The sequence below is a fragment of the Variovorax sp. EBFNA2 genome, from assembly GCF_033802765.1.
Classification (GTDB): domain Bacteria; phylum Pseudomonadota; class Gammaproteobacteria; order Burkholderiales; family Burkholderiaceae_C; genus Variovorax; species Variovorax paradoxus_H.
This window is the reverse complement of record NZ_CP138496.1, coordinates 659,615-681,276: the sequence shown is the minus strand read 5'-3', so window position 1 is coordinate 681,276 and position 21,662 is coordinate 659,615. Positions and strand designations below refer to the sequence as shown.

Annotated in this window: 20 protein-coding genes; 7 read left to right on the top strand and 13 right to left on the bottom strand. The window is 67.2% G+C overall.

Annotated features, from left to right (window positions below):
• Positions 1-41 precede the first annotated feature (41 nt).
• From ltaE to trpE, 4 genes are read right to left on the bottom strand one after another with little or no spacing between them, the layout of a single operon-like run.
• Entirely contained in the window at positions 42-1,100 is a 1,059-nt protein-coding gene (ltaE, locus tag RZE79_RS03020) for a low-specificity L-threonine aldolase (RefSeq protein ID WP_319358964.1), read from the bottom strand.
• 5 nt (positions 1,101-1,105) lie between these two features.
• Positions 1,106-1,690 carry an aminodeoxychorismate/anthranilate synthase component II gene (locus RZE79_RS03015; RefSeq protein ID WP_319358963.1) on the bottom strand — a complete coding sequence of 195 codons (585 nt, stop codon included), beginning with the start codon at positions 1,688-1,690 and terminating at the stop codon, positions 1,106-1,108.
• A complete protein-coding gene (locus RZE79_RS03010; RefSeq protein ID WP_319358962.1) occupies positions 1,687-2,079 on the bottom strand; it encodes a GxxExxY protein in 393 nt (130 codons plus the stop codon). The genes RZE79_RS03015 and RZE79_RS03010 overlap by 4 nt, the downstream gene beginning before the upstream one ends.
• Positions 2,076-3,578, bottom strand: coding sequence for an anthranilate synthase component I (gene trpE, locus RZE79_RS03005; RefSeq protein ID WP_099794846.1), 1,503 nt, complete (start codon positions 3,576-3,578; stop codon positions 2,076-2,078). The genes RZE79_RS03010 and trpE overlap by 4 nt, the downstream gene beginning before the upstream one ends.
• A gap of 330 nt (positions 3,579-3,908) precedes the next feature.
• Here trpE and RZE79_RS03000 point away from each other — a divergent pair, with 330 nt between their 5' ends.
• Positions 3,909-4,514, top strand: a complete 606-nt coding sequence (locus RZE79_RS03000) for a chalcone isomerase family protein (RefSeq protein ID WP_373696529.1) — start codon at positions 3,909-3,911, stop codon at positions 4,512-4,514.
• Positions 4,515-4,530: 16 nt separating this feature from the next.
• On the opposite strand, the gene RZE79_RS02995 is transcribed toward RZE79_RS03000, so the two are convergent.
• The 6 genes from RZE79_RS02995 to RZE79_RS02970 form a co-directional block, all read right to left on the bottom strand.
• Positions 4,531-5,208 (bottom strand): phosphoglycolate phosphatase, encoded by a 678-nt coding sequence (locus RZE79_RS02995; protein WP_319358961.1) that lies wholly within the window; start codon positions 5,206-5,208, stop codon positions 4,531-4,533.
• A gap of 154 nt (positions 5,209-5,362) precedes the next feature.
• Positions 5,363-6,295 carry a LysR family transcriptional regulator gene (locus tag RZE79_RS02990; protein ID WP_319358960.1) on the bottom strand — a complete coding sequence of 311 codons (933 nt, stop codon included), beginning with the start codon at positions 6,293-6,295 and terminating at the stop codon, positions 5,363-5,365.
• Positions 6,296-6,352: 57 nt separating this feature from the next.
• Complete coding sequence (locus RZE79_RS02985; RefSeq protein ID WP_319358959.1) at positions 6,353-7,159, bottom strand: oxidoreductase; 807 nt, start codon at positions 7,157-7,159, stop codon at positions 6,353-6,355.
• A 40-nt stretch (positions 7,160-7,199) separates the two neighbouring features.
• Positions 7,200-10,277, bottom strand: coding sequence for an efflux RND transporter permease subunit (locus RZE79_RS02980; RefSeq protein ID WP_319358958.1), 3,078 nt, complete (start codon positions 10,275-10,277; stop codon positions 7,200-7,202).
• Positions 10,274-11,389: an efflux RND transporter periplasmic adaptor subunit gene (locus tag RZE79_RS02975; RefSeq protein ID WP_319358957.1), complete on the bottom strand. Its 1,116-nt coding sequence runs from the start codon at positions 11,387-11,389 to the stop codon at positions 10,274-10,276. Before RZE79_RS02975 ends, RZE79_RS02980 begins: the two co-directional genes overlap by 4 nt.
• 84 nt (positions 11,390-11,473) lie before the next feature.
• Entirely contained in the window at positions 11,474-12,091 is a 618-nt protein-coding gene (locus tag RZE79_RS02970; protein WP_319358956.1) for a TetR/AcrR family transcriptional regulator, read from the bottom strand.
• A 105-nt stretch (positions 12,092-12,196) separates the two neighbouring features.
• Here RZE79_RS02970 and RZE79_RS02965 point away from each other — a divergent pair, with 105 nt between their 5' ends.
• Positions 12,197-13,660: an efflux transporter outer membrane subunit gene (locus RZE79_RS02965; protein ID WP_319358955.1), complete on the top strand. Its 1,464-nt coding sequence runs from the start codon at positions 12,197-12,199 to the stop codon at positions 13,658-13,660.
• A gap of 147 nt (positions 13,661-13,807) precedes the next feature.
• Here RZE79_RS02965 and RZE79_RS02960 read toward each other — a convergent pair whose 3' ends face one another.
• Positions 13,808-14,161, bottom strand: a complete 354-nt coding sequence (locus RZE79_RS02960; RefSeq protein ID WP_319358954.1) for a DUF4148 domain-containing protein — start codon at positions 14,159-14,161, stop codon at positions 13,808-13,810.
• A 163-nt stretch (positions 14,162-14,324) separates the two neighbouring features.
• Here RZE79_RS02960 and RZE79_RS02955 point away from each other — a divergent pair, with 163 nt between their 5' ends.
• Positions 14,325-15,566 carry an NUDIX domain-containing protein gene (locus RZE79_RS02955; RefSeq protein ID WP_319358953.1) on the top strand — a complete coding sequence of 414 codons (1,242 nt, stop codon included), beginning with the start codon at positions 14,325-14,327 and terminating at the stop codon, positions 15,564-15,566.
• A gap of 6 nt (positions 15,567-15,572) precedes the next feature.
• Here RZE79_RS02955 and RZE79_RS02950 read toward each other — a convergent pair whose 3' ends face one another.
• Entirely contained in the window at positions 15,573-16,277 is a 705-nt protein-coding gene (locus RZE79_RS02950) for a response regulator transcription factor (RefSeq protein ID WP_153280888.1), read from the bottom strand.
• Between the two features lie 253 nt (positions 16,278-16,530).
• On the opposite strand from RZE79_RS02950, the gene RZE79_RS02945 reads away from it, so the two are divergent.
• Complete coding sequence (locus tag RZE79_RS02945) at positions 16,531-17,874, top strand: DotU family type IV/VI secretion system protein (RefSeq protein WP_319358952.1); 1,344 nt, start codon at positions 16,531-16,533, stop codon at positions 17,872-17,874.
• Positions 17,875-17,901: 27 nt separating this feature from the next.
• Here the strand turns inward: RZE79_RS02945 and tssJ are convergent, their stop codons facing one another.
• A complete protein-coding gene (gene tssJ, locus RZE79_RS02940) occupies positions 17,902-18,291 on the bottom strand; it encodes a type VI secretion system lipoprotein TssJ (RefSeq protein ID WP_319358951.1) in 390 nt (129 codons plus the stop codon).
• A gap of 197 nt (positions 18,292-18,488) precedes the next feature.
• Between tssJ and tssA the strand changes: the two genes are divergently transcribed.
• Genes tssA through tssC form a run of 3 tightly spaced genes read left to right on the top strand, consistent with a single transcriptional unit; the run spans position 18,489 to position 21,628 of the window.
• A complete protein-coding gene (tssA, locus tag RZE79_RS02935) occupies positions 18,489-19,520 on the top strand; it encodes a type VI secretion system protein TssA (protein WP_319358950.1) in 1,032 nt (343 codons plus the stop codon).
• 49 nt (positions 19,521-19,569) lie between these two features.
• Positions 19,570-20,082, top strand: a complete 513-nt coding sequence (tssB, locus tag RZE79_RS02930; RefSeq protein WP_319358949.1) for a type VI secretion system contractile sheath small subunit — start codon at positions 19,570-19,572, stop codon at positions 20,080-20,082.
• Between the two features lie 52 nt (positions 20,083-20,134).
• Complete coding sequence (tssC, locus tag RZE79_RS02925; protein ID WP_192194731.1) at positions 20,135-21,628, top strand: type VI secretion system contractile sheath large subunit; 1,494 nt, start codon at positions 20,135-20,137, stop codon at positions 21,626-21,628.
• Positions 21,629-21,662 lie beyond the last annotated feature (34 nt).

Below are 21,662 nucleotides of genomic sequence, written 5' to 3'. Positions count from 1 at the left end.
AAGAGTCTCCTCGGTGTGTGCGTGTAGCCAGGCCTGAGGCCTCAGGACTTGAAGAAGCCGCGGATCGCCGCGACAGCGCGGTCGACGCCCGCGGCATCGACATCCAGGTGCGTCACGAAGCGCAGGCGGTACAGCCCGGTCGCGAGGATGCCCTGCTGGTTGAGACTGGCGAGCAGCTCCGAAGAACGCGCCTGCGCCGCGCCCGCGAGGTCGACGAACACGATGTTCGTGTGCGGCGCCTCGACGGTCAGGCCTTCGATGCCTTCGAGCCCTTGGGCGAGCCGTTGCGCCAGCGCATGGTCGTCGGCCAGGCGGTCGATGTGGTGATCGAGGGCATGCGAAGCCGCGGCGGCCAGCAGGCCGGCTTGTCGCATGCCGCCGCCCGCCATCTTGCGGATGCGGTGCGCGCGCGCAATGAACTCACGCGAGCCGACCAGCGCCGAGCCGATGGGTGCGCCCAGGCCCTTGCTGAAGCACACCGACACGCTGTCGAAGCACTGCGCGATGCGGCGGGCCTCGGCGCGGATGTCGGTTCGCTGGTTCAGCGCGGCCTGCGCGGTGGCGGCATTGAAGAGACGCGCGCCATCTAGGTGCCGCTGCAGTCCCTTGCGCTTCGCCAGATCGGTCGCGGCCTGCACGTAGTCGAACGGCAGCAGCTTGCCGCCCAGCGTGTTCTCCAGCGCCAGCAGCTTGGTGCGCGCAAAGTGCGCATCGTCGGGCTTGATGGCCGCCTCGATCTGCGCGAGCGGCAGCGTGCCGTCGGGCGCATGGTCGAGCGGCTGCGGCTGCACGCTGCCGAACACCGCGGCACCGCCGCCTTCCCAGCGGTAGGCGTGCGCCTGCTGGCCGACGATGTACTCGTCGCCGCGGCCGCAATGCGACAGGATCGCGCACAGGTTGCTCTGCGTGCCGGTCGGCACGAACAGCGCCGCCTCGAAGCCCAGCAGCGCGGCGATCTTCTCCTGCAGCGCGTTCACGCTGGGGTCGGCGCTGAAGACATCGTCGCCCAGCGGTGCGGCCGCCATGGCCTCGCGCATCGCGGGCGTGGGCTGCGTGACGGTGTCGCTGCGCAGGTCGACGAGGGAGGAGCGGTCGGTCATGGTGATCAGTCCAGGAAGTTCTTGAGCATGGCGTGGCCGTGTTCTGTGAGGATCGATTCGGGATGGAACTGCACGCCTTCGATGCGCACGTTGTGCGTAAAGCCGGTGTGCCGCACGCCCATGATCTCGCCGTCGTCGGTCCAGGCGGTGACAGCCAGTGCCGTTGGGCAGCTCTCGCGCTCGATCGAAAGCGAGTGGTACCGGTTGACGATGAACTTCTCTGGCAGCCCCGCGAACACGCCCTCTTGCGTGGTCGTGATCTCGCTGGTCTTGCCGTGCATGAGCTGCTGCGCGCGCACGATCTTGCCGCCGAAGGCCGCGCCGATGGCCTGGTGACCGAGGCACACGCCAAGAATCGGCAGCTTGCCCGCGAAGGCTTCGATGGCCGCCACCGACACGCCCGCCTCGGCCGGCGAACACGGTCCGGGCGACACCACGAGCCGCGTCACGCCCGAAGCGATCAGCTCACCGATCTGCGCGACGGTGATCTCGTCGTTGCGATGCACCTGCACGTCCGCACCCAGCTCGCCGAAGTACTGGACGATGTTGTAGGTGAACGAATCGTAGTTGTCGATCATCAGCAGTTTCATGGCTTGCTCACAATCCGGTGCACGCCCTTCACGACAGGGAACACGTTGAAGTTGATGAGAAGGCCCAGCTTCAGGCCCGACAGGCGCAATGCGGCCAGCACCTGCGCGCGATGCAGGTCGGTCAGCACATCGACCGCCTTGAGCTCGACGATGACCGACTGCTCGATCACGAAGCCCGCGCGGTACACCTCGCCGAGCGACCGGCCCTTGTAGGTGGCCGACAGCGCCACGTCGCGCGTGAAGCCGATCTCGCGTTCGGCGAGTTCGATGGCCAGCGCCGCGGCGTAGGCGCTTTCATCGAGCCCCGTGCCGAGCACGCGTTGCACCTCGACGGCGGCGCCGATGATCTCGTGCGAGAAGTCGTTCTGAATGTCGGGTGCGTTGCTCATTCCAGGCCTTCCTCGACCAGTTCGGCGGCACGCAACAGTGCGCGCGCCTTGGCTTCCGTTTCTTTCCACTCCAGCTCGGGCACCGAGTCGGCCACCACGCCGGCCGCGGCCTGCACGTGCAGCATCTGGTCTTTCACGATACCGGTGCGGATCGCGATGGCGACGTCCATGTCGCCCGCATAGCTGATGTAGCCGCAGGCGCCGCCGTAGAGGCCGCGCTTGGTCGGTTCGAGCTGGTCGATGAGTTCCATCGCGTGCACCTTGGGCGCGCCGGTCAGCGTGCCGGCGGGGAACGTGGCCTTGAGCACGTCGATGGCGGTCATGCCGTCCTTCAGCGTGCCTTCGACGTTGCTCACGATGTGCATCACGTGGCTGTAGCGCTCCACCGCGAAGGCCTCGGTCACCTTCACGGTGCCGGTCTTGGCGATGCGGCCGATGTCGTTGCGCGCCAGGTCGATCAGCATCACGTGCTCGGCGCGCTCCTTCGGGTCGTTGATGAGTTCCACCTCGGCCGCCTTGTCGAGCTCGATCGACGCGCCACGCGGACGCGTGCCGGCCAGCGGGCGGATGGTGATCTTCTGCTCGCCGTCGCCCGTGTTCTCCTGGCGCACCAGGATCTCGGGCGAAGCGCCCACCACGTGGAAGTCGCCCAGGTTGTAGTAGTACATGTAGGGCGACGGGTTCAGCGAACGCAGCGCGCGGTACAGCGACAGCGGCGACTCGGTGTAGCGCTTGCTGATGCGCTGGCCCACCTGCACCTGCATGAAGTCGCCGGCCGCGATCATCTCTTTCGCGCGCTCGACCGCGGCGATGTAGTCGGCCTTGGCAAAGCTGCGCTCGGGCGGGTGCGCCTGCGTGGGCTTCACGACGGGCGCGCTCACCGAGTACTTGAGCTTGTCCTTCAGCTCGCGCAGGCGGCGCTTGCCCACGGCATAGGCCTCGGGCTGCTTCGGGTCGGCGTAGACGATCAGGTAGAGCTTGCCCGACAGGTTGTCGATGACGGCCAGTTCTTCGCACTGCAGCAGCAGGATGTCGGGGCAGCCCAGCGTGTCGGGCGGGCAGCTTTTTTCGAGCTTGCGCTCGATGTGGCGCACGGTGTCGTAGCCGAAGTAACCGGCCAGGCCGCCGCAGAAGCGCGGCAGGCCGGGCCGCAGCGCGACCTTGAAGCGCTTCTGGTAGTCGGCCACGAAGTCCAGCGGATTGCCCTTTGCAGTCTCGACGACCTGGCCATCGGTCACCACTTCGGTGACGGCCTCGTCGCCGAAGCCGCTGGCACGCAACAAGGTACGCGCCGGCAAGCCGATGAAGCTGTAGCGCCCGAAGCGCTCGCCACCGACGACCGATTCGAGCAGGAAGCTGTGCTTGCCGCCGCCCTGCGAATGGGCGAGCTTGAGGTACAGGGAAAGCGGCGTTTCGAGGTCGGCAAAGGCCTCGGCCATCAGCGGGATGCGGTTGTAGCCCTGGGCGCTGAGGCTCTTGAATTCGAGTTCGGTGATCACGGATCGTTCTCCAGTTGCCTGCCGGCGCTCCTTTGGCCGGTGGCAAGGTCATTCACTGGTGGCCCGGAATCGAGGGGATCGATCCGGCGCCGCGGGCGCACGGCGTGCGCCGTGCAATTCAAACAGTCAGCGAAGTATGGCTACGCCAGGGCCAGGCTCCCCGGCTGCCTTCACCTGTTTGAATGATGTGATGAACGAACATGGAAGCGCGAGTTTAGCCCACGAAAACGACGCCTTGTGCAATCGCCGGCTTCAGGGTTCCCCCGGAGCCTGCGGGATAAAACGAAAAGATACATTCGCACGACCGTTCGCAAATTCAAGGAGACCCACTTGCTCGCACCCTCGCTTCCGGCCGTGTTCTCCCGCTTCGCGGTGCTCGCTGTGCTTTCTGCCGCGCTCTGCACCGGCGCCTCGGCCGCGCAGGTCGACGTGGCCGGCGTCAAGCTCGAAGACCAGATGGATCTGCGCGGCGCCCCGCTGGTGCTGAACGGCGCGGGCATCCGCTACAAGACCATCATCAAGGTCTACACGGCCGGCCTGTACCTGGGCAAGAAGGCCTCGACCACCGAAGAGGCGCTGGCCGTGCCCGGACCCAAGCGCGTGGCGATCACGATGCTGCGCGACATCGATGCCAACGAGCTCGGCAAGCTCTTCGTGAAGGGCGTGGAAGACAACTCGCCCAAGAGCGAGATGGTCAATCTGATCCCCGGCCTGCTGCGCATGGGCCAGATGTTCGCGGACCAGAAGCAGCTCAAGGCCGGCGACACCTTCACCATCGACTGGGTGCCCGGCACGGGCACGCTGATCACGGTGCGCGGCGTGCCGCAGCCCGATCCGGTGAAGGAGGTGGCGTTCTTCAATGCGTTGATGCGCATCTGGCTCGGCCCGAACCCGGCCGACTGGAAGCTGAAGGACGCGCTGCTCGGAAAGCAGTAAGCAGGCGGACAGCCCGTCAGGCCGCGGCGAGATCGGCCAGCGAATCCACGAACCCGTCCGCATCCACGCCGCGCACCGGCTCGCCGTGGTTGTAGCCGTAGGTCACGAGCACCACGGGGCAGCCGGCGGCGCGCGCGGCACGCGCGTCGTTGCTCGAATCGCCCACCATCAGCGTGCGCGCCGGCACCGTGCCCAACGCCTCGCAGGTCTTCAGCAGCGGCAGCGGATCGGGCTTCTTGCGCTCGAAGGCATCGCCGCCGAACACCAGTTCGAAGAACCCGTCGAGCCCCTTCGCAGCCAGCAGCGGCTTGGCGAAATCCGTCGGCTTGTTCGTGAGGCAGGCCAGCCGCAGCCCGCGCGCACGCAGCGCCTTCAGGCCCTCGAGCACGCCGGGGTACGCGGCCGAATGGCGGCCGTTGATCTCCAGATAGTGGTGCTGGTAGCGCTCCCACGCGCGATCGAACAACGCCGCCGGGGCCGGCGCGCCCACGTGCGCCAGCGCCGACAGGATCAGGTGCTCCGACCCCTTGCCCACCATGCGCTCGATGGCGACCGGCGGCACGGGCGGCAGGTCGAGGTCGCTCAGCATGCGGTTCAGGGCTTCGGCAAAGTCGCCGAGCGTGTCGACCATGGTGCCGTCGAGATCGACGATGGCTGCGTCGAAGCGGGAGTGGTCGAGGCTAATGGAGTTCAAAGCAGGCAAATAGAGTTCGAAAAACTGCTTGGTACTTTACCGGGCATGAAGAAAGCGAGTTCCAGACATTTCAAAAATCCTGGACAAGAGGCGAAGTCGCAAGCCGTGTTCACAGGAGAGTTCGGAACGGTCGATGCCAACGAGCGCCGATCTTTCATCTCGATGCGAGGCCTCCGGCCGAGTCGATGTTGATCTTCGACCCTGAAGGCTTCAACCGGCTCGCCAGAAAATCCAGCAGTGCGCGGTGCACCGCCGTACTGTGCCGGCGCTCCAGGTACACGGCGGACAGCCACATGTCGCTGCGAACGAACTGCGACAGCACGGGCACCAGTCGCCCGCTCTCGACGTAGGGCTCGAGCATCACCGAGGGCAGGTAGACGACGCCTGCGCCAAGCAGGGCCGCCTGGATCAGCGGGCTGGCTTCCGTTGCATCCAACGGTCCACGGACCGCGACTTCGAGTGGCTGACCATCGACTTCGAAGCGCCACTTGGGCAGCGGATTCAAATGGCTGCTGAACAGCGCGATGTGATGCGCAAGCTCGCCCGGATGGGCAGGCACACCATGCTTGCGCCAGTAGGCAGGCGCCGCACAGACAGTGAGCTGCATCGACACCAGCTTTCGAACGATCAGATTTTCGTTGGCCAACACGCCGAAGCGAAGCGCGATGTCGATGCCCTCCTCCGCAAGATCGACCATGCGGTTCGTGAGCACCAGACTGATGCTGACGTCCGGATAGTGGCCCAGAAAGGCGTTGATCAGTGCCGGCAACTCCGTCAGCTCCATGCCGTAAGGCGCCGAGATGCGCACGCGCCCGCTGGGAATCCGCGCGCGGTCCTGGAGCTCGGCTTGCGTGACGTCGGCCAGTTCGAGCATGGGCCTGCTTCTTTCGAGCAGCAAGGCGCCGGCGTCGGTCAGGCTGACGGCATGGCTGGTCCGGTTCAGCAATCTGACACCAAAGCGGCTCTCGAGTGCCGCGATGTACTTGCTGACGGTGCCCTTGGACAGCGAAAGATGCTTGGCCGTGCGGGAGAAGCTCCCCGAAGTGGCGACCTCGCTGAATGTACGCAGGAGATCCAGGCTGTCCACGATGTTCTCCTTCTTGTTGGTCAGGGCGATGCTGGTGCGAGCATCTCGGACAGGTGCTCAGGCGAGTCCCAGCTTTTTTCTCAGGCTCGCATCCACCGGTCCTGCCGGCATGAAGCGGCGCAATTTCGTCAGCAACGACGCCTCCCCCGGCGGCGTGCAACGCATGCGCCAGGGGCCGAGCGCCGCCTCGACGATGGTGCTTGCCACGCCGTGCGGCTCGGGCGCACCGCTCACGCTGTCGGCCACGGAAAGGGTCACCAGGTCGCGTTCGCGGTCGTAGCCCGCGATCCGCGCCTTGACTCGCGGCGCATTGGCATCGAGGTGGGTGCGGGTGAAGGCCGGCTGCACCAGCGTGGCGCGAATGCCGAACTGGCGCACCTCGTGGTCCAGCGACTCCGACAGCCCCTCCACCGCATGCTTGCTGGCCGCATACAGGCCCATGTACGGCGCCGGAAGCACACCGAGCACGGAACTCACGTTGACGATGCGCCCGCGGCGCTTCTCACGCATGCAGGGAAGCACCGCGCGCGTCACGCGCAGCATGCCGAAGACGTTGGTGTCGAACAATTCCGCGGCCTCCGCTGTCGCGGTTTCCTCGACCGCGCCGATCATCATCATCCCCGCGTTGTTGACCAGCACGTCGATGCGCGTGGCCCGGTCGATGACGGATTCGATGCCCCGCTGAACCGAGCCTTCGTCCCGGACGTCCATCTCGACGAATTCGACACCGGGCAGCGAAGGTGCCTTGCGCAGGTCGCGCACGGTGCCGAACACCCGGCAGCCTCGCGCCACGAACAATTCCGCGGCAGCGCGGCCGATGCCCGAGGACGCGCCCGTCACGACAACGACTGATGAACTCGACATGACTGGCTCCTTCGATCTTGATGAATGGTGATGAAGCGCATCAGTGCGCGGGCTGGGTCGCGTTGCCCGGCTTGATCCGGAACCAGATCGCATACATCGCCGGCAGGAACACCAGCGTCAGGATCGTTCCCGCGAAGGTGCCGCCGATCAGCGTGTACGCCAATGCGCCCCAGAACACCGAATGCGTCAACGGAATGAACGCGAGGATCGCCGCCAGCGCCGTCAGGATCACAGGCCGGGCGCGCTGCACGGTCGCCTCGACAACCGCATGGAACGGATCGAGCCCCTCCTGCTGGTTGTGGTGGATCTGACCGAGCAGGATCAGTGTGTTGCGCATCAGGATGCCCGACAGCGCGACAAGCCCCACGAGCGCATTGATCCCGAAGGGCTGCTGGAACAGCAGCAAGGTCGGCACGACGCCGATCAGCCCGAGCGGGCTCGTGAGGAACACCATGACCATCGCGGAGATCGAGCGCACCTGGAAGATGATGATCAGCAGCGTGATCGCCAGCATGATCGGGAACAACGGCAGCATCGCCTTGGTCGCCTTCTCCGATTCCTCGATGGAGCCGGCCTCGACGATGCGGTAGCCAGCCGGCAGCTTCTGCATCAGGGGCTGCAATTGCGCGGTGATCGCTGTCGATACGTCGGGTGGCTGCAGCCCGTCGGCGATGTCGCCCTGCACCGTGATCGTGGGCATGCGGTCGCGTCGCCGCATGACGGGTTCTTCCATGCGCACTTCGACCTCGCCGACCTGTGACAGCGGAATGCGCTGGCCGCCCGCGCCGGCGAGCGTGAAGTCCACGAGCTTCGCGGGATCGAGCCGGGTGCTGCCGGCCGAACGGGCCACCACCTGCACGGTGCGGATGTCCTCGCGCACGGTCGTCACAGGCACGCCGCTCAAGAGAAATTGCAGCTGCTGCGCCACGGCGCTGGAGCTCAGCCCCACGGCCTGCAGGCGGTCCTGTTTCAGGGTGAAGTGCAGCGTGGGCGTGCGGGTGCCCCAGTCGGTGCTGACGGTGCGCATCATCGGGCTGGCGTCCATCACCTGCCGCACCTCTGCCGAGATCTTGCGCAGTTCGTTCGCATCAGTCCCGCTGACGCGGTAGGCCACGGGGAACGGCGAGTACGGCCCGAACACGAGCTGGGTCACGCGCACCCGCGCCTCGGACGCAAGGCCATCGGCAATGGCCTGACGCAACCGGTGCTTCAAGGCTTCGCGCTCCTCCTGGCTGGCCGTGCGCACCACGATCTTGGCGAACGACGGATCGGGCAGTTCGGGCCCCATCGCGAAGTAGAAGCGGGGCGCGCCCTGTCCGATGTAGGACGTGACGATCTGGGCCTCCGGCTGCGTGGAGAGCCAGGCCTCGACCTTGGCCGTGGCGCCGCTGGTCTGCGTGATCGACGTGCCGTAGGGCATCTGCACTTCGACCAGGACCTCAGGGCGGTCGGAGATCGGGAAAAACTGCTTCTTGACCACACCCATGCCGAGGATCGACACCACAAAGAGTGCGACGACGGCGCCCGCCACCCACCACTTGCGCGCGATGACACGCCCCAGCACATGACGCAGCCGGTTGTAGCGCGGCGTGCCGTAGATCGCCGCATGGCCGCCTTCGATCTTCTTGAAGTTCGGCAGCAGCTTCACGCCCAGGTAAGGCGTGAACACCACGGCGACCACCCAGGATGCGATCAGCGCGATGCCGACGATCCAGAACATGTTGCTGGTGTACTCGCCCGCTGTCGATGGCGCGAAGCCGTTGGGCATGAAACCGACGGCGGTGACCAGCGTGCCCGAGAGCATCGGCGCCGCGGTGTGGCTCCATGCGTAGGCCGACGCGGCCACATGGCTGTAGCCCTCCTCGATCTTCACGACCATCATTTCGATGGCGATGATGGCGTCGTCCACCAGCAAGCCCAGCGCGAGGATCAATGAGCCGAGCGTGATGCGGTCGAAGTTCTTGCCGGTCGCGGCCATCACCACGAAGACCACGGCCAGCGTCAGCGGCACTGCGGCGGCCACCACGAGGCCCGCACGCCAGCCCATGCTCAGGAAGCTCACCAGCATGACGACCAGCAAGGCCGCGAAGAACTTGACCATGAACTCGTCGACCGAAGCGGCAATGTTCACCGACTGGTCCGTGACCTTGGTCAGGCTCAGGCCCAGGGGCAGTTCGGCGTTGATGGCACGGGCTTCCACGTCCAGGGCCTTGCCCAGGTCGAGCCCGTTCCATCCCTCCCGCATGACCACGCCGATCAGCAGTGCCGGCTCGCCACCGTTGCGGATCATGAAGGTGGCCGGGTCCTCATAGCCGCGCTTGATGGTAGCCACATCCGACAGCTTCAAGGTGCGGCCCTGCGCGACCACGGGGGTGTCGCGGATCTTCTGCAGCGTGTCGAACGCGCCGTCCAGCCGGATGAAGACCTGCGGGCCCTTGGTTTCCACGGACCCGGCCGGGCTCAGCGCGTTCTGGCTGTTCAGTGCGGCGAACACGTCTTCCGGCCCGATGCCCAAGGTGGCCAGCCGGTCGTGCGCGAACTCGACGTAGATGCGCTCGGACTGCTCTCCGGCGATGTTGACCTTCTTCACGCCCGGCACATGCAGCAGCCGCTGGCGCAGCGTCTCCGCATCACGCACCAGCACGCGCTGCGGTTCTCCCTTGGCCTTGAGCGCGAACAGGGCGAAGGTGACGTCCGCGTACTCGTCGTTGATCATCGGCCCGATCACGCCAGCCGGCAGACTGCCCGTCTCATCGCCGAGCTTCTTGCGCGCCTGATAGAACTGTTCCTGCACCAATGCCGGCGGCGTGCTGTCGAGCAGCGTCAGGGTCGTGAATGCCAGGCCGGGTCGCGTGTAGGTCTCTGCGCGATCGTAATAGCGCAGCTCCTGCAGACGCTTCTCGAGCTTTTCGGCGACCTGGTCCTGCATCTCCTGCGCCGTGGCGCCGGGCCAAGCCGTGATGATGGTCATCACCTTGACGGTGAAGGCGGGATCTTCCGCGCGGCCCAGCTTGAAGAACGCGACCAGCCCCGCCAGCGAGATCAGGCAGATCAGGAACAAGGTGATGGATCGCTCGCGTACGGCCAGTGCCGACAGGTTGAAGCGGCCTTCGCTCATGGGTGGGCTCCGCCCACCGCTGGCGTTGCGGCCGATGTGGCGACACGCACCTTCTCGCCTTCGCGCAGCAGGTGCGCGCCGAGCGCGACCACCTGGTCTCCCTGCTTGAGCGGGCCGGTGATCCGGGCGCGGTCGTCGTCCAGGTGCTCGACGACCACCGGCTGCCAGCGCACCGTCGACGGATCGCCACCGATGACCCAGACGCCCGTCGCCTTGCCTGTATCGAACAGGGCAGCGATGGGCACCTGGACGCCCCCTGCCTTGACGGACTTGCCGTCCGCGATGTCAACCGTGACCGTGGCGCCCAGAGGCGCGTTGGCGAGCTCGCCATCGAGCACGTAGCGCGCCTCGAAGGTGCGCGTGAGCTTGTCGGCCGCATTGGAGAGTTGCCTGAGCTTGACGGGCACGGCAGCACCTTCTTTGCCGAACAGCGTGGCCTGTCCGCCGGAGCCGACGACCGGACGCAGCGTCTCGGGCAGCTGGACCACGGCCTCCCTGCGCCCGGCCTGCGCCACGCGGACCACCGGTTGCCCGGCGTTGACGACCTGGCCAGGCTCGGCCAGCGTTTCGAGGACCGTGCCGTCCGCATCGGCCGTGAGTTCCGAATAACGATTCGAATTGCGCGCCACCTCGGATTGCGCTTCGGCCGCACCGAGCTGGGCCTGCGCGGCGTCCGCCGCCGCCTTGACCTGGTCGTACGCGGAGGCGGAAATGGCGCCGGTGCCGCGCAGGTCGCGGTAGCGCGCTTCTTCGTCGCTGGCCTGCTTCGCACGTGCCCGCGCGGCACTGACCGCCTCCTGCTGCGCACGCGCCGCCAACCTCAGGTCGACCGGGTCGATGCGCATGAGCAACTGCCCGCGCTTGACCGTCTGACCCGCGTCCACGAAGCGCTCCAGCACCTTTCCGGCGACGCGGAAGCCCAGGTCGCTTTGAACCCGCGCGGCCACGGTGCCGGTGAACGAGCGCGTTGCCGACGCGGCCGCCTGGACGGTGGCGGCGCGCACCAGCGGTGTCTGGGTGCGCGGATCGGGCGGAGCCTTGTCGTCGCAGGCGACCAGCGCGAGCGGCAAGGCGCAGACGAAAGCGGATGTGAGGAAGCGGCGCGAGTGCATGAGGGGCCCATAGACGAATCGATCAGGGCCCCGATTCTGATAACAGTGACCATTTTAGTCAATGGTCACGATCAACTTAGATTCTCAAGGCGACAAACTGCGCAGCACCAGACCCGACAGCTGGGCCGGCGCCTGGTCCGTGTAATGAGCGCTGAGCTGCAGGATCACGGGGTTGATGTAGGGGTGCATGACCAGGTAAATGGCCGCCGCCGTCTCGTCGATCGGCGTCTTGCGCTCGAAGTCGCCCGTCTCGCGGCCCTGCTTGAGCAGCTCAATGAGCATCTGCCGGATGCACTCCTCATGGGCAATGGCCGACGGCCAGCGCTCGGCGGCCGCCGAGATGGCGATCTCGTAGAGCTTGCGGTCCTGAAAAAACAGCCGAAGGCCCGAATCCACAATGGCCTTGAACATGCGGCGCAGCTTCTCGGGGGGGCTTTCAACCCCGTCGACCGCCGCGCGGATGCCGTCCTGGATCTCGCGCAGGCAGTTCGCGCAGATCATTTCGCCGATCGCCTGCTTGGACTCGAAGAACTTGTAGATGTACGCCTTGGAGAAGCCGATGGCCTTGGCCAGGTCGGAAACCGTGGTCTTCTCGTACCCGTACTGGCTGAAGTGCTCGGTGGCCGCAACGACGATCTGCGCGCGCACGTCGTGATCGGCCGGCCCCCGCGCGGCAGGCGGAGAAGAAGTTGCATTGCTCATGACCAGAGCTTACCGCCGGGACAAACAAACGACAACAAGTGACCGAATTGAATTATAGTCACGCGCCTGATCCTGCTTTTCCCGTCCGCCGTCCCGGAGCAACCCATGTCCCAACGTACGCTTGCCCTGCCCCTGCTGTTCAGCCTCCTCGCAGGCTGCGCTGTCGGGCCTGACTATGTCCGACCTGCCCCGACCTTGCCGGACCGATTCATCGGCGGGACCGCCCTCGGCCAGCGATCCGCCACCGCCAACGCCGAGCTGGTGGCGTGGTGGACCGGCTTCGGCGATGCACAGCTGGCCCGCTATGTCGAACTCGCGCTGACACAGAATCTCGACCTTGCGCAGGCATCCGCCCGCGTGGCGCAGGCCCGGGCCGGGCTCGGTGCGGCGAATGCGGCGCTGCTGCCTTCGGGCACTCTCGGCGGACAAGCCGCCCGGGCCTACCAATCGGTGGAGACGCCGCTGGGCCAGGTCCTGAACGCGCAGCCAGGTTTCGATCGCTACGGCAACGCCTACGAAGCGAACCTCGGCGCCAGCTGGGAGCTGGACCTCTTCGGCGGCCTGCGCCGGGGACGCGAGGCTGCCCTGGCCGATTACCAGGCATCGGAGGGCGGCGCGGCCGCCACGCGCCTGACGGTGGCCGCGCAGACCGCCGACATCTACATCACGCTGCGCGGTCTGCAGGCCCGCCTCGACGTGGCACGGCGGCAAGTCGCCACGCAGCAGGACCTGCTGTCGAAGATCCACCTGCTCTACGGCAAGGGACTGGCCACCGAGCTCCAGATGCACCAGGCCGAAGGTGCCCTGGCGCAGGTCCGTGCATCCGTGCCCGTGCTGGAGGCGGGTGAGGCCGCGGCCATGAACGCGCTCGACGTGATGCTGGGCGCGGCGCCGGGCGCGCACCGCTCCGAATTGACGGCGGCGGGTGTCATTCCTATCGCACCGCGCATCGGCGCCACCGGGTCACCCGGCGATTTGCTGCGGCGGCGGCCCGACCTGATCGCTGCCGAGCGGCGCCTTGCGGCATCGAACGCACGCATTGGCGTGGCCATGGCCGAGTACTACCCGAAACTCTCGCTGGGGGGAACGATCGGCAGCGCCACGTCCGTGGCCAGCGGCCATCTGTTCACCGGCGGCGCCAGCCAGGCTGCAGCCCTGCTCGGCCTGCGCTGGCGGCTGTTCGACTTCGGGCGCATCGACGCGCAGATTGCACTCGCCAAGGGGCAGGATGCGGAGCTGCTCGCGGCCTACCGGCTCGCGGCGCTGCGTGCGACCGAAGACGTGGAGAACGCCTTCTCCGCCTTGGTCAAGCGTGAAGAACAAGCCGCCTTGCTCGCACAGGGCGAGGCATCGCTCGGTCGTGCGCGAGGGGCATCGTTCGCGGCATATCAGCGAGGTGTCGTCAGCCTGATCGAAGTGTTGCAGGCCGACGAAAGCCTGCTGCGCGTGGCCGATGCGAGAGTGCAGGCGCAAACGGAGTCGGCGCGCGCGGCGGTCAGTGCATTCAAGGCGCTGGGCGGCGGCTGGCAGGCCGGGCCCGTCGAAGCGGTGGCCATCCGCTCGCAGTGAGACGCTGAATACGCCCCGGCAACCCGGGTGGTTGCTCGGGCGAAGCCCCACAACGTCAGTGGGGCACCGAGGATGGCGCCGCCGACAACTCCGGCGCTCCTGCCGGCCGTTTTTCTTACCTCACGCGGAGCGTGAAGCAGTCGTTGCTCAATTGGCTTTGGCGCGCAGATCGGCGGGGTGCGGCATCGTCGAAATGACTTTGCTGTTCACACGAGAGCCGGAGCCGACATTCTGGTCGGGCCGCAAGTTGTAGTGAATGGCTTCGGCTTCAACGAGAGAACGCTCCGTCGAAACCGCCATGGTCTCGGGACCGCGAGAACCGCGAACCACGTTCTGGTCCGGCGCCGCGGCGGTGCGCACGGCTTCGGCATTCACCTCATCGCGCGTCTTGCTGGAGAAGGCCTTGTGCACGCCGTCGTACGCCTCTGCGTGGGCGCCGGCCGCGACCAGGAGGGTCAGAACAGGGACCGATACGAGCTTCATGGCTGTCGCGAGTTTCATGGAGGTTCCAAAAAAAAGGTGGGGCAAAACGCTTGCGGGTCTCGTCTCGAGAACCTGCAGATCAAGTCTTGCGCCAAATTCGGAGTCGGCAGTCATGCGATCAGGACACGCCACGTTTCCGTCGCCGAAACCTTCTGCGGTGCAGCCTTCAAAATAGGCGCCCATGACCCCCACGACGCCACCGCCCTCCGCCCCTCGCCCCATCCGCACCGCCGCCACGCTGGTCGTGTTGCGCGACGGCCCCGACGGCCCCGACGGCCTCGAAGTGCTGATGCTGCGGCGGGCCGAAAAAGCCAACGACCAGAACAGCGGCGCCAGCGTCTTCCCGGGCGGCATGGTCGATGCGCACGACCGCCTGCTGCATCCGCTGTGCGCCGGCCTGGACGACGCCGCCGCGAGCGCGCGCCTCGGCCTGCCCGAAGGCGGGCTCGACTTCCACGCCGCGGCGATCCGCGAATGCTTCGAAGAGGCCGGCCTGCTGCTGGCGAACGATGCGCAGGGCCGGCCGGTCGAGCTGCTCACGCTCACCTCCGGCGAACTCGACACCATGCGCGCCGCCGCCGAGCGCAGCACCGACGCCCTGCTCGCGCTGTGCGCGCAACGCGGCTGGTGCCTCGCCGTCGATCGCGTCGCGTACTTCAGCCACTGGCTGACCCCGCCCGGCATGCCGCGCCGCTTCGACACGCGCTTCTTCGCCGCGGCGATGCCCGCCGGCCAGGACGTGCGCCCCGACGGCCGCGAGACCGTCGAACATCTGTGGCTGAAGCCCGCCGATGCGGTCAGCCCCGCGCGCGGCCTCAAGCTGATGAACGTGACGCGGCGCGTGCTCGAGCACCTGGGCACCTTCGCCAACGTCGGCGACTTCATGGCGCATGCGCACGCGCTGCGCCGCATTCCGCTGACCATGCCGCGGCTGGCCGATGGCCCCGCGGGCCGCCGGCCGGTGAACATGGAAGAGCCTGCCTACGACGAGATCGGTCACCTCGACCCCGACGGCCAGGGCGGCGGTCGCTATGCGCTCGAAGCGGGCCTCGTCACGCCGCTGTCCGCGCGCGTGGTGCGCGTCGTGCACGACAGCGGCCTCAACAGCTTTCTCATCGGCGGCACCGAAGGCTGGGCACTCATCAATCGTGTGCCCGGCGATGCGGCGCACGAGGCCGCGCTGCGGGCGGCGGCGCCCGGGCCGGTGCGATGGGCGTTGTCGGCCGACGCTGCGCCGCAGTCGCTGGACCTGGGCGGCGCCACGCTCCATGCGCTGGGCGCACAGCACTACCTGCTGGCAGAGGAGCGCATGCTGTTCACGGACGACGCAGCAAGCAACGCCGTGCAGACGGATCACCTCGTCGAATGGATCGTGCCCTCGCGCGGCTTCATGCGCCGCCCGGTGTCGGCCGCCGCCGACTGAGCGGCCTCAGGCCTGCTGCGCTTCCGTCAGCGCCTGCGCCGCCACCACCGCCTCGGTGCGGTTGCGCACGTTGAGCGCACGGAAGATCGCGGCGAGGTGGATCTTCACCGTGCCTTCGCTGATGCCCAGGCTGCGCCCGATCAGCTTGTTCGGCTTGCCTTGCGACAGCAGCTGCAGCACCTCGACCTGCCGCTCGGTGAGCACGTTGCGCAGGTGTTCGAGGGTCTGGCCGCCGGCGCCATTGCCGCCACCGCCGCGCGCAAAGGGCTCGCCCGCCGCGGCAGACGAGGCCGACACGCCGGCCACGATGCCCGGCGGCAGTGCCGTGAGCATCATCGGCGGCACATACACGCCGCCCGCCAGCACCAGGCGCACGGCCGACAGCATGACTTCGGGGGAGTAGGCCTTGGGAATGAAGCCGAGCACGCCGCGTTCGAGCGCGCTGCGCATGATGGCCGGGTCTTCGTAGCCCGACAGCACGATCACGGGCACGGCCGGATGTCGTCGCCGGATCTCGTCGATGTGGGCCTGCCCGTCCGCGCCGGGCATGTTGAGGTCGATCAGGGCCAGGTCGAGATCGTCGGTGGCGCCGGCAAGCAGTTCGTCGACGCTCAGCGCCAGGACGAACTCGATGCCCGCGCCCAGCTCCGACAACTTGGCTTTGACCGCCTCGATGACGAGCCGGTGGTCGTCGGCGATCAGAATTTTCATGGCATACCCCGGTGTCCCAACGTCAATGTGCATTGGATTCTTCTGCGACTGCGAAGATAACGGCGATTGCCCCGCCCCACAAGGCCGCCGCGCCCTACCAACGGCATAGACCCCAAGCGGTATGGCGGCCCCACGGGGCCGTTGAAAAAATGAACGTCCACTCGAACCACCGGGGACATGGGCATGTGCGATCGCTGCAGACGCCGGTGCAAGGCACGCTTCGCGATGCACGCCTGAGAAGCGGGCATCCCTCATGGCCCGCCTGCTCGACTGCTTCTCGCCCTTCATTGCCTTCGGTCTCGGCCTGGACGCATCGATCGCCGCCGGCCGCCCCACCCTCCCCCACGACGACGCCCAGCGCGAAGCCTTGCGCCTGCTCGACATCGCGCGCGCCGACGCCCACGACGGAGGCGCCAATGCCACGCAGATCGAGTCGGCCGCCTTCGCCATGGTCGCGTGGCTCGACGAAATCCTCGCGCGCCACCCCGACGCGGTGGACGGCGCCGCGCCGCTGCAGGTGCAGTTGTTCAACTCCAACAACGCGCACAGCGAGTTCTTCCACCACCTCGCGGCCCTCGGCGCCCACGATCACGAAGTGCGCGAGGTCTACTGGCACGCGCTGGCGCACGGTTTCAAGGGCCAGTACTACTTCGAGTCGGGCGACGAAGGCGAACTCGGCAAGCTGAAGGACCTGCACGGCCGGCAGCTGCAACCGCCGCCGCTCGAACTCGGCAGCCTCGCGCAGGACCGCATCGCGACCCAGACCCACGGCGTGCCCGACCCACGCGACCCACGCGACCCACGCGGCCCGGCCGGCATGCGGCGGCCGGGCCGCACGCTGCTGCGCACCGGCATCGCGCTCGCCGTGCTGGTGCCCGCGCTCGTCCTGCTGTGGCTCTGGCAGGCCGGCCCGCCGGCGGCCGACACCGCGCTCACGCAGCGCATCGACCAGCAGCTCGCGAGCTATGCCTGCGCCGACCTCGAGGCGTCGATCGATCCCGACGGCCGGCCGCGCGTGACCGGCTTCGTCTCGCAGCGCGACGACCTGCTGAAAGTGGCGGACGACGTGGCGGCCATTCCCGGCGTGCGCGCGCCCCACTTCAACATCGGGCTGCGCGTGTGGCCGCACTGCGAGGTGTTCGCCATCCTCAAGCCCTCGCAGGCGCGCAATCGCCAGAAGAACCACGGGCTGAGCGTGACCGCGCCGTCGGCCATCGACGGCCGGCTGCGCGAGGGCGACCCGGTGCGCGTGCAGGTGGTGGCGCCGCGCCACGAGAGCTACATCTGGGTCGACTACTACACCGCCGACGGCTCCGTGATGCACCTGAACACCGGCGCGGCCCCGACGCGGTTGCGCGCGGGCGAGTCGCTGGAGCTGGGCCGCGACATTCCGTCGAGCTGGCTCGTGAGCCCGCCCTTCGGCAACGTGCTGATCACCGTGCTGTCGGCGCCGATGCCGTTCAGCGAAACCTCCGATCGCCCGCCGTACGAGATGGCCTCGGCCTACCTGCTGCGCCTGCGCGAGGCGCTGGCGGCCAGCAGGAACAGCGAGCGGCTCATCGCCGATTTCATCTCGCTGGACACCGTGGCGCGCTGAACGTTGTCAGCGCGCGCAGCCGCTGAACTACTTGGCCGCGTCCACGCGGATCTGCCGCGCGCCGAAGGTCACGTTGAGCACCTGCGCCTGGCCCGGCGTGACCGCGCGCACCTCGCGCCAGCGCGCGCGGTCGAGGTCGCGAAACGCGGCCATCACGCCGATCGCCTTGGCATCGGCGGGCAAGGTGAGGTCGAGCTTCTTGCTTTCGCCGGGGCGCAGCAGCATCTCTTCGCGCTGCACGAGTTCGGCGCCGAGCGTGGCCTGGTCTTTCTCGAACAGCGAGAAGAAGTCGGCGCCTTCGAAGGGCCCCGGCGTCTTGAGCGCATAGACGCGCACCGTGAGCGGCGACGCGCGGCCGCGTGCATCGGGGTTGGCATCGGCGGCGGCCGTGAGCGTGATCGACACCGGCGTGACCACCGGTTTGCTCGCGCAGCCTGTCAGCCAAAGACCCGCTGCAGCAAGGCCAAGGGCTGCGATTCGGCGCCGCGATGCAGCAGCAAGAAGGCCCTCATAGGACGAATGGTGTGTACCCAACGTGCGCATGCTATTCCCTTCGTTGCATTGACCGGTCCTGACGCATCTTTGATTATCACCAGCGAACTCGAACAGGCAACATGCTGACTCCACAACTCGTCGACGCACTGCTCACGCCCATCGGCGAGGCCTCGCCTTGCGGGGACGACCTGGAGTACGACGCGGACTTCATGGCCCTCACCGCTGCGGCGCAGGGCAAGGCCGAACAGCAGTTCGGCGACACCGTGATCCCCGCTGTCGAACCCGACTGGCGCGACGTGGCCGAACGCGCCGACGCGCAACTGCGCCGCAGCAAGGACGTGCGCGCCGCCGTGCTGCTGCTGCGCGGCGCCACGCGCCTGCAAGGCACGGTCGGCTTCGCCACCGGCCTGCAACTGCTCACCTCGCTGCTCGACACCTTCTGGGACGGCATACATCCAAAGCTGGATGCCGACGACGACAACGACCCCACCATGCGCCTGAATGCGCTCGCGCCGCTGGGCGACGAGAGCATGGTGCCGCGCGACCTGTACGACGCAGTCGTGGGCACCGCGCCCGGCGTGGGCCCGATCCGCGTGCGCGACATCGCCATCGCGCACGGCGTGCTCAACGCCGTCGGCGGCGACGCCTCCTATTCGCCGGCGCAGGTGCATGGCGGACTCGAGGCGCTGCACGCGGCGAACCCCGAACAGTTGCAGGCCGCCATCGGCCTTCCCGCGCTGCTCGACCGCCTGCAGAAGCTGCTGGGTGAGCGCACCGGCCGCACCGATGCAGTAGACCTCGGCACGCTGCGCACCGTGTCGCGCGCGGTTGCCAAGGCCTGCACGGCGGCAGCCGGCGCACCGGAGCCTGCTTCCGATGAAGGCGCGACGACAGACGGCGAAACCCCGTCGGGCAACGCGGCCCGCCCCGCCGCACCGCGCGGCGAGATCCAGAACCGCCAGGACGCGGTGCAGATGCTCGACCGCGTCATCCGCTACCTCGAACAGGCCGAGCCGGGCAACCCCGCGCCGCTGCTGATCGAGCGCGCCAAGAAGCTCATCGGCGTGAGCTTCCTCGACATCATGGCCAACCTCGCGCCCAACGCGATGGACACCATCGAGACCGTGACGGGCAAACGCCAGTCCGAATGACCGACCCCGTTTCCACCCGTTCCCCTTCATTCCCGCAAGGAGCATCGCCATGGCCAAGAGCAGTCAGAAATTCATCGCACGCAACCGCGCGCCCCGGGTCCAGATCGAATACGACGTCGAGCTGTACGGCGCCGAAAAGAAGATCCAGCTGCCCTTCGTGATGGGCGTGCTGGCCGACCTGTCGGGCAAGCCCGCCGACCCGCTCGCGCCCGTGGTCGACCGCAAGTTCCTGGAGTTCGACGTCGACAACTTCGACGCCCGCATGAAGGCCATGAAGCCGCGCGCCGCCTTTGCGGTGGAGAACTCGCTCACCGGCGAGGGCGACCTCAAGGTCGAGCTCACCTTCGACAGCATGGACGACTTCTCGCCCGCCGCCGTGGCCCGCAAGGTGGGCGCGCTCAACAAGCTGCTCGAAGCGCGCACGCAGCTGTCGAACCTCGTGACCTACATGGACGGCAAGGGCGGCGCCGAAGACCTGCTGGCCAAGGTGCTCGAAGACCCGGCCCTGCTGCAGACGCTGGCCGCCAGCAAGAAGCCCGAAGACGGCGAAGCCGCCGCCTGAGCCCGTTCAGATTCCCTGACAGACACACACCGGTACACGAGGAGAAACCATCATGGCCGACGCACTCGAGCAGAGCGCACTGAAAGACGTTGCGTATGCGGGAAGCGACTTTTCGTCGCTGCTGCAAAAAGAATTCAAGCCGCGCAGCGACGAAGCCAAGAGCGCCGTCGAAGCGGCCGTGCTCACGCTCGCGCAGCAGGCGCTGAGTAACAGCACCGTCATCGGCAAGGACGTGACCAAGTCGATCCAGGCCATGATCGCCGCGATCGACGCCAAGCTCACCGACCAGGTGAACAAGATCATCCACCACCCCGACTACCAGAAGCTCGAGAGTGCGTGGCGCGGCCTGCACTACATGGTGAACAACACCGAGACCGACGAGAACCTGAAGATCCGCGTGATGGACATCTCCAAGGTCGAGCTGGCCAAGAACCTCAAGAAGTTCAAGGGCGCGGCCTGGGACCAGAGCCCGATGTTCAAGAAGATCTACGAGGAAGAGTACGGCCAGTTCGGCGGCGAGCCCTTCGGCGCGCTGGTGGGCGACTACCACTTCGACCAGAGCCCGCCCGACGTCGAGATGCTCGGCGAGATGGCCAAGATCGCCGCCTCGGCGCACGCGCCCTTCATCACCGGCGCGAGTCCCAACCTCATGCAGATGGAGTCGTGGCAGGAGCTGGCCAACCCGCGCGACCTGACCAAGATCTTCTCCACGCCCGAGTACGCCGGCTGGCGCAGCCTGCGCGAATCGGACGACTCCAAGTACCTGGGCATGTGCATGCCGCGCTTTCTGGCGCGCACGCCCTACGGAGCCAACACCAACCCGGTGGAAGAGTTCGACTTCGAGGAAGACACCGCCGGCGCCGACCACAGCAAGTACGCCTGGGCCAATGCCGCCTATGCGATGGCGACCAACATCAACCGCTCGTACAAGCTGTACGGCTGGGGTTCGCGCATCCGCGGCATCGAGTCGGGCGGCGCAGTCGAAAACCTGCCGCTGCACACCTTCCCCAGCGACGACGGCGGTGTGGACCAGAAGTGCCCCACCGAGATCGCCATCAGCGACCGGCGCGAAGCCGAGCTGTCGAAAGCCGGCCTGCTGTCAATGATCCACCGCAAGAACTCCGACTTCGCCGCCTTCATCGGCGCCCAGTCGCTGAACAAGCCGGCCGAGTACGACGACCCCGACGCCACGGCCAACGCCAACCTGGCGGCGCGCCTGCCGTACCTGTTTGCCTGCAACCGCTTTGCGCACTACCTGAAGTGCATCGTGCGCGACAAGGTCGGCAGCTTCAAGGAGCGCGAGGACATGCAGCGCTGGCTCAACAAATGGATCATGAATTACGTGGACGGCGACCCCGCCAACTCGTCGGAAACCACCAAGGCCCAGAAGCCGCTGGCCGCCGCCGAGGTGATCGTGGAAGAAGTCGAAGGCAATCCGGGCTACTACACGTCCAAGTTCTTCCTGCGCCCGCACTACCAGCTCGAAGGCCTCACGGTCTCGCTGCGGCTGGTGTCGAAGCTGCCGACGGCCAAGGGCGCCGGTTGAAAAAAATCTGCGGATTCTTCTTGAATTCCGGGTT

What these genes read in the sequence shown, in the direction of transcription:
- ltaE (WP_319358964.1), bottom strand. Translation starts at nt 1,100, where the DNA reads ATGACCGACCGCTCCTCCCTCGTCGACCTGCGCAGCGACACCGTCACG.
- RZE79_RS03015 (WP_319358963.1), bottom strand. Translation starts at nt 1,690, where the DNA reads ATGAAACTGCTGATGATCGACAACTACGATTCGTTCACCTACAACATC.
- RZE79_RS03010 (WP_319358962.1), bottom strand. Translation starts at nt 2,079, where the DNA reads ATGAGCAACGCACCCGACATTCAGAACGACTTCTCGCACGAGATCATC.
- RZE79_RS02985 (WP_319358959.1), bottom strand. Translation starts at nt 7,159, where the DNA reads ATGTCGAGTTCATCAGTCGTTGTCGTGACGGGCGCGTCCTCGGGCATC.
- RZE79_RS02980 (WP_319358958.1), bottom strand. Translation starts at nt 10,277, where the DNA reads ATGAGCGAAGGCCGCTTCAACCTGTCGGCACTGGCCGTACGCGAGCGA.
- RZE79_RS02975 (WP_319358957.1), bottom strand. Translation starts at nt 11,389, where the DNA reads ATGCACTCGCGCCGCTTCCTCACATCCGCTTTCGTCTGCGCCTTGCCG.
- RZE79_RS02970 (WP_319358956.1), bottom strand. Translation starts at nt 12,091, where the DNA reads ATGAGCAATGCAACTTCTTCTCCGCCTGCCGCGCGGGGGCCGGCCGAT.
- RZE79_RS02965 (WP_319358955.1), top strand. Translation starts at nt 12,197, where the DNA reads ATGTCCCAACGTACGCTTGCCCTGCCCCTGCTGTTCAGCCTCCTCGCA.
- RZE79_RS02960 (WP_319358954.1), bottom strand. Translation starts at nt 14,161, where the DNA reads ATGAAACTCGCGACAGCCATGAAGCTCGTATCGGTCCCTGTTCTGACC.
- RZE79_RS02955 (WP_319358953.1), top strand. Translation starts at nt 14,325, where the DNA reads ATGACCCCCACGACGCCACCGCCCTCCGCCCCTCGCCCCATCCGCACC.
- RZE79_RS02950 (WP_153280888.1), bottom strand. Translation starts at nt 16,277, where the DNA reads ATGAAAATTCTGATCGCCGACGACCACCGGCTCGTCATCGAGGCGGTC.
- RZE79_RS02945 (WP_319358952.1), top strand. Translation starts at nt 16,531, where the DNA reads ATGGCCCGCCTGCTCGACTGCTTCTCGCCCTTCATTGCCTTCGGTCTC.
- tssA (WP_319358950.1), top strand. Translation starts at nt 18,489, where the DNA reads ATGCTGACTCCACAACTCGTCGACGCACTGCTCACGCCCATCGGCGAG.
- tssB (WP_319358949.1), top strand. Translation starts at nt 19,570, where the DNA reads ATGGCCAAGAGCAGTCAGAAATTCATCGCACGCAACCGCGCGCCCCGG.
- tssC (WP_192194731.1), top strand. Translation starts at nt 20,135, where the DNA reads ATGGCCGACGCACTCGAGCAGAGCGCACTGAAAGACGTTGCGTATGCG.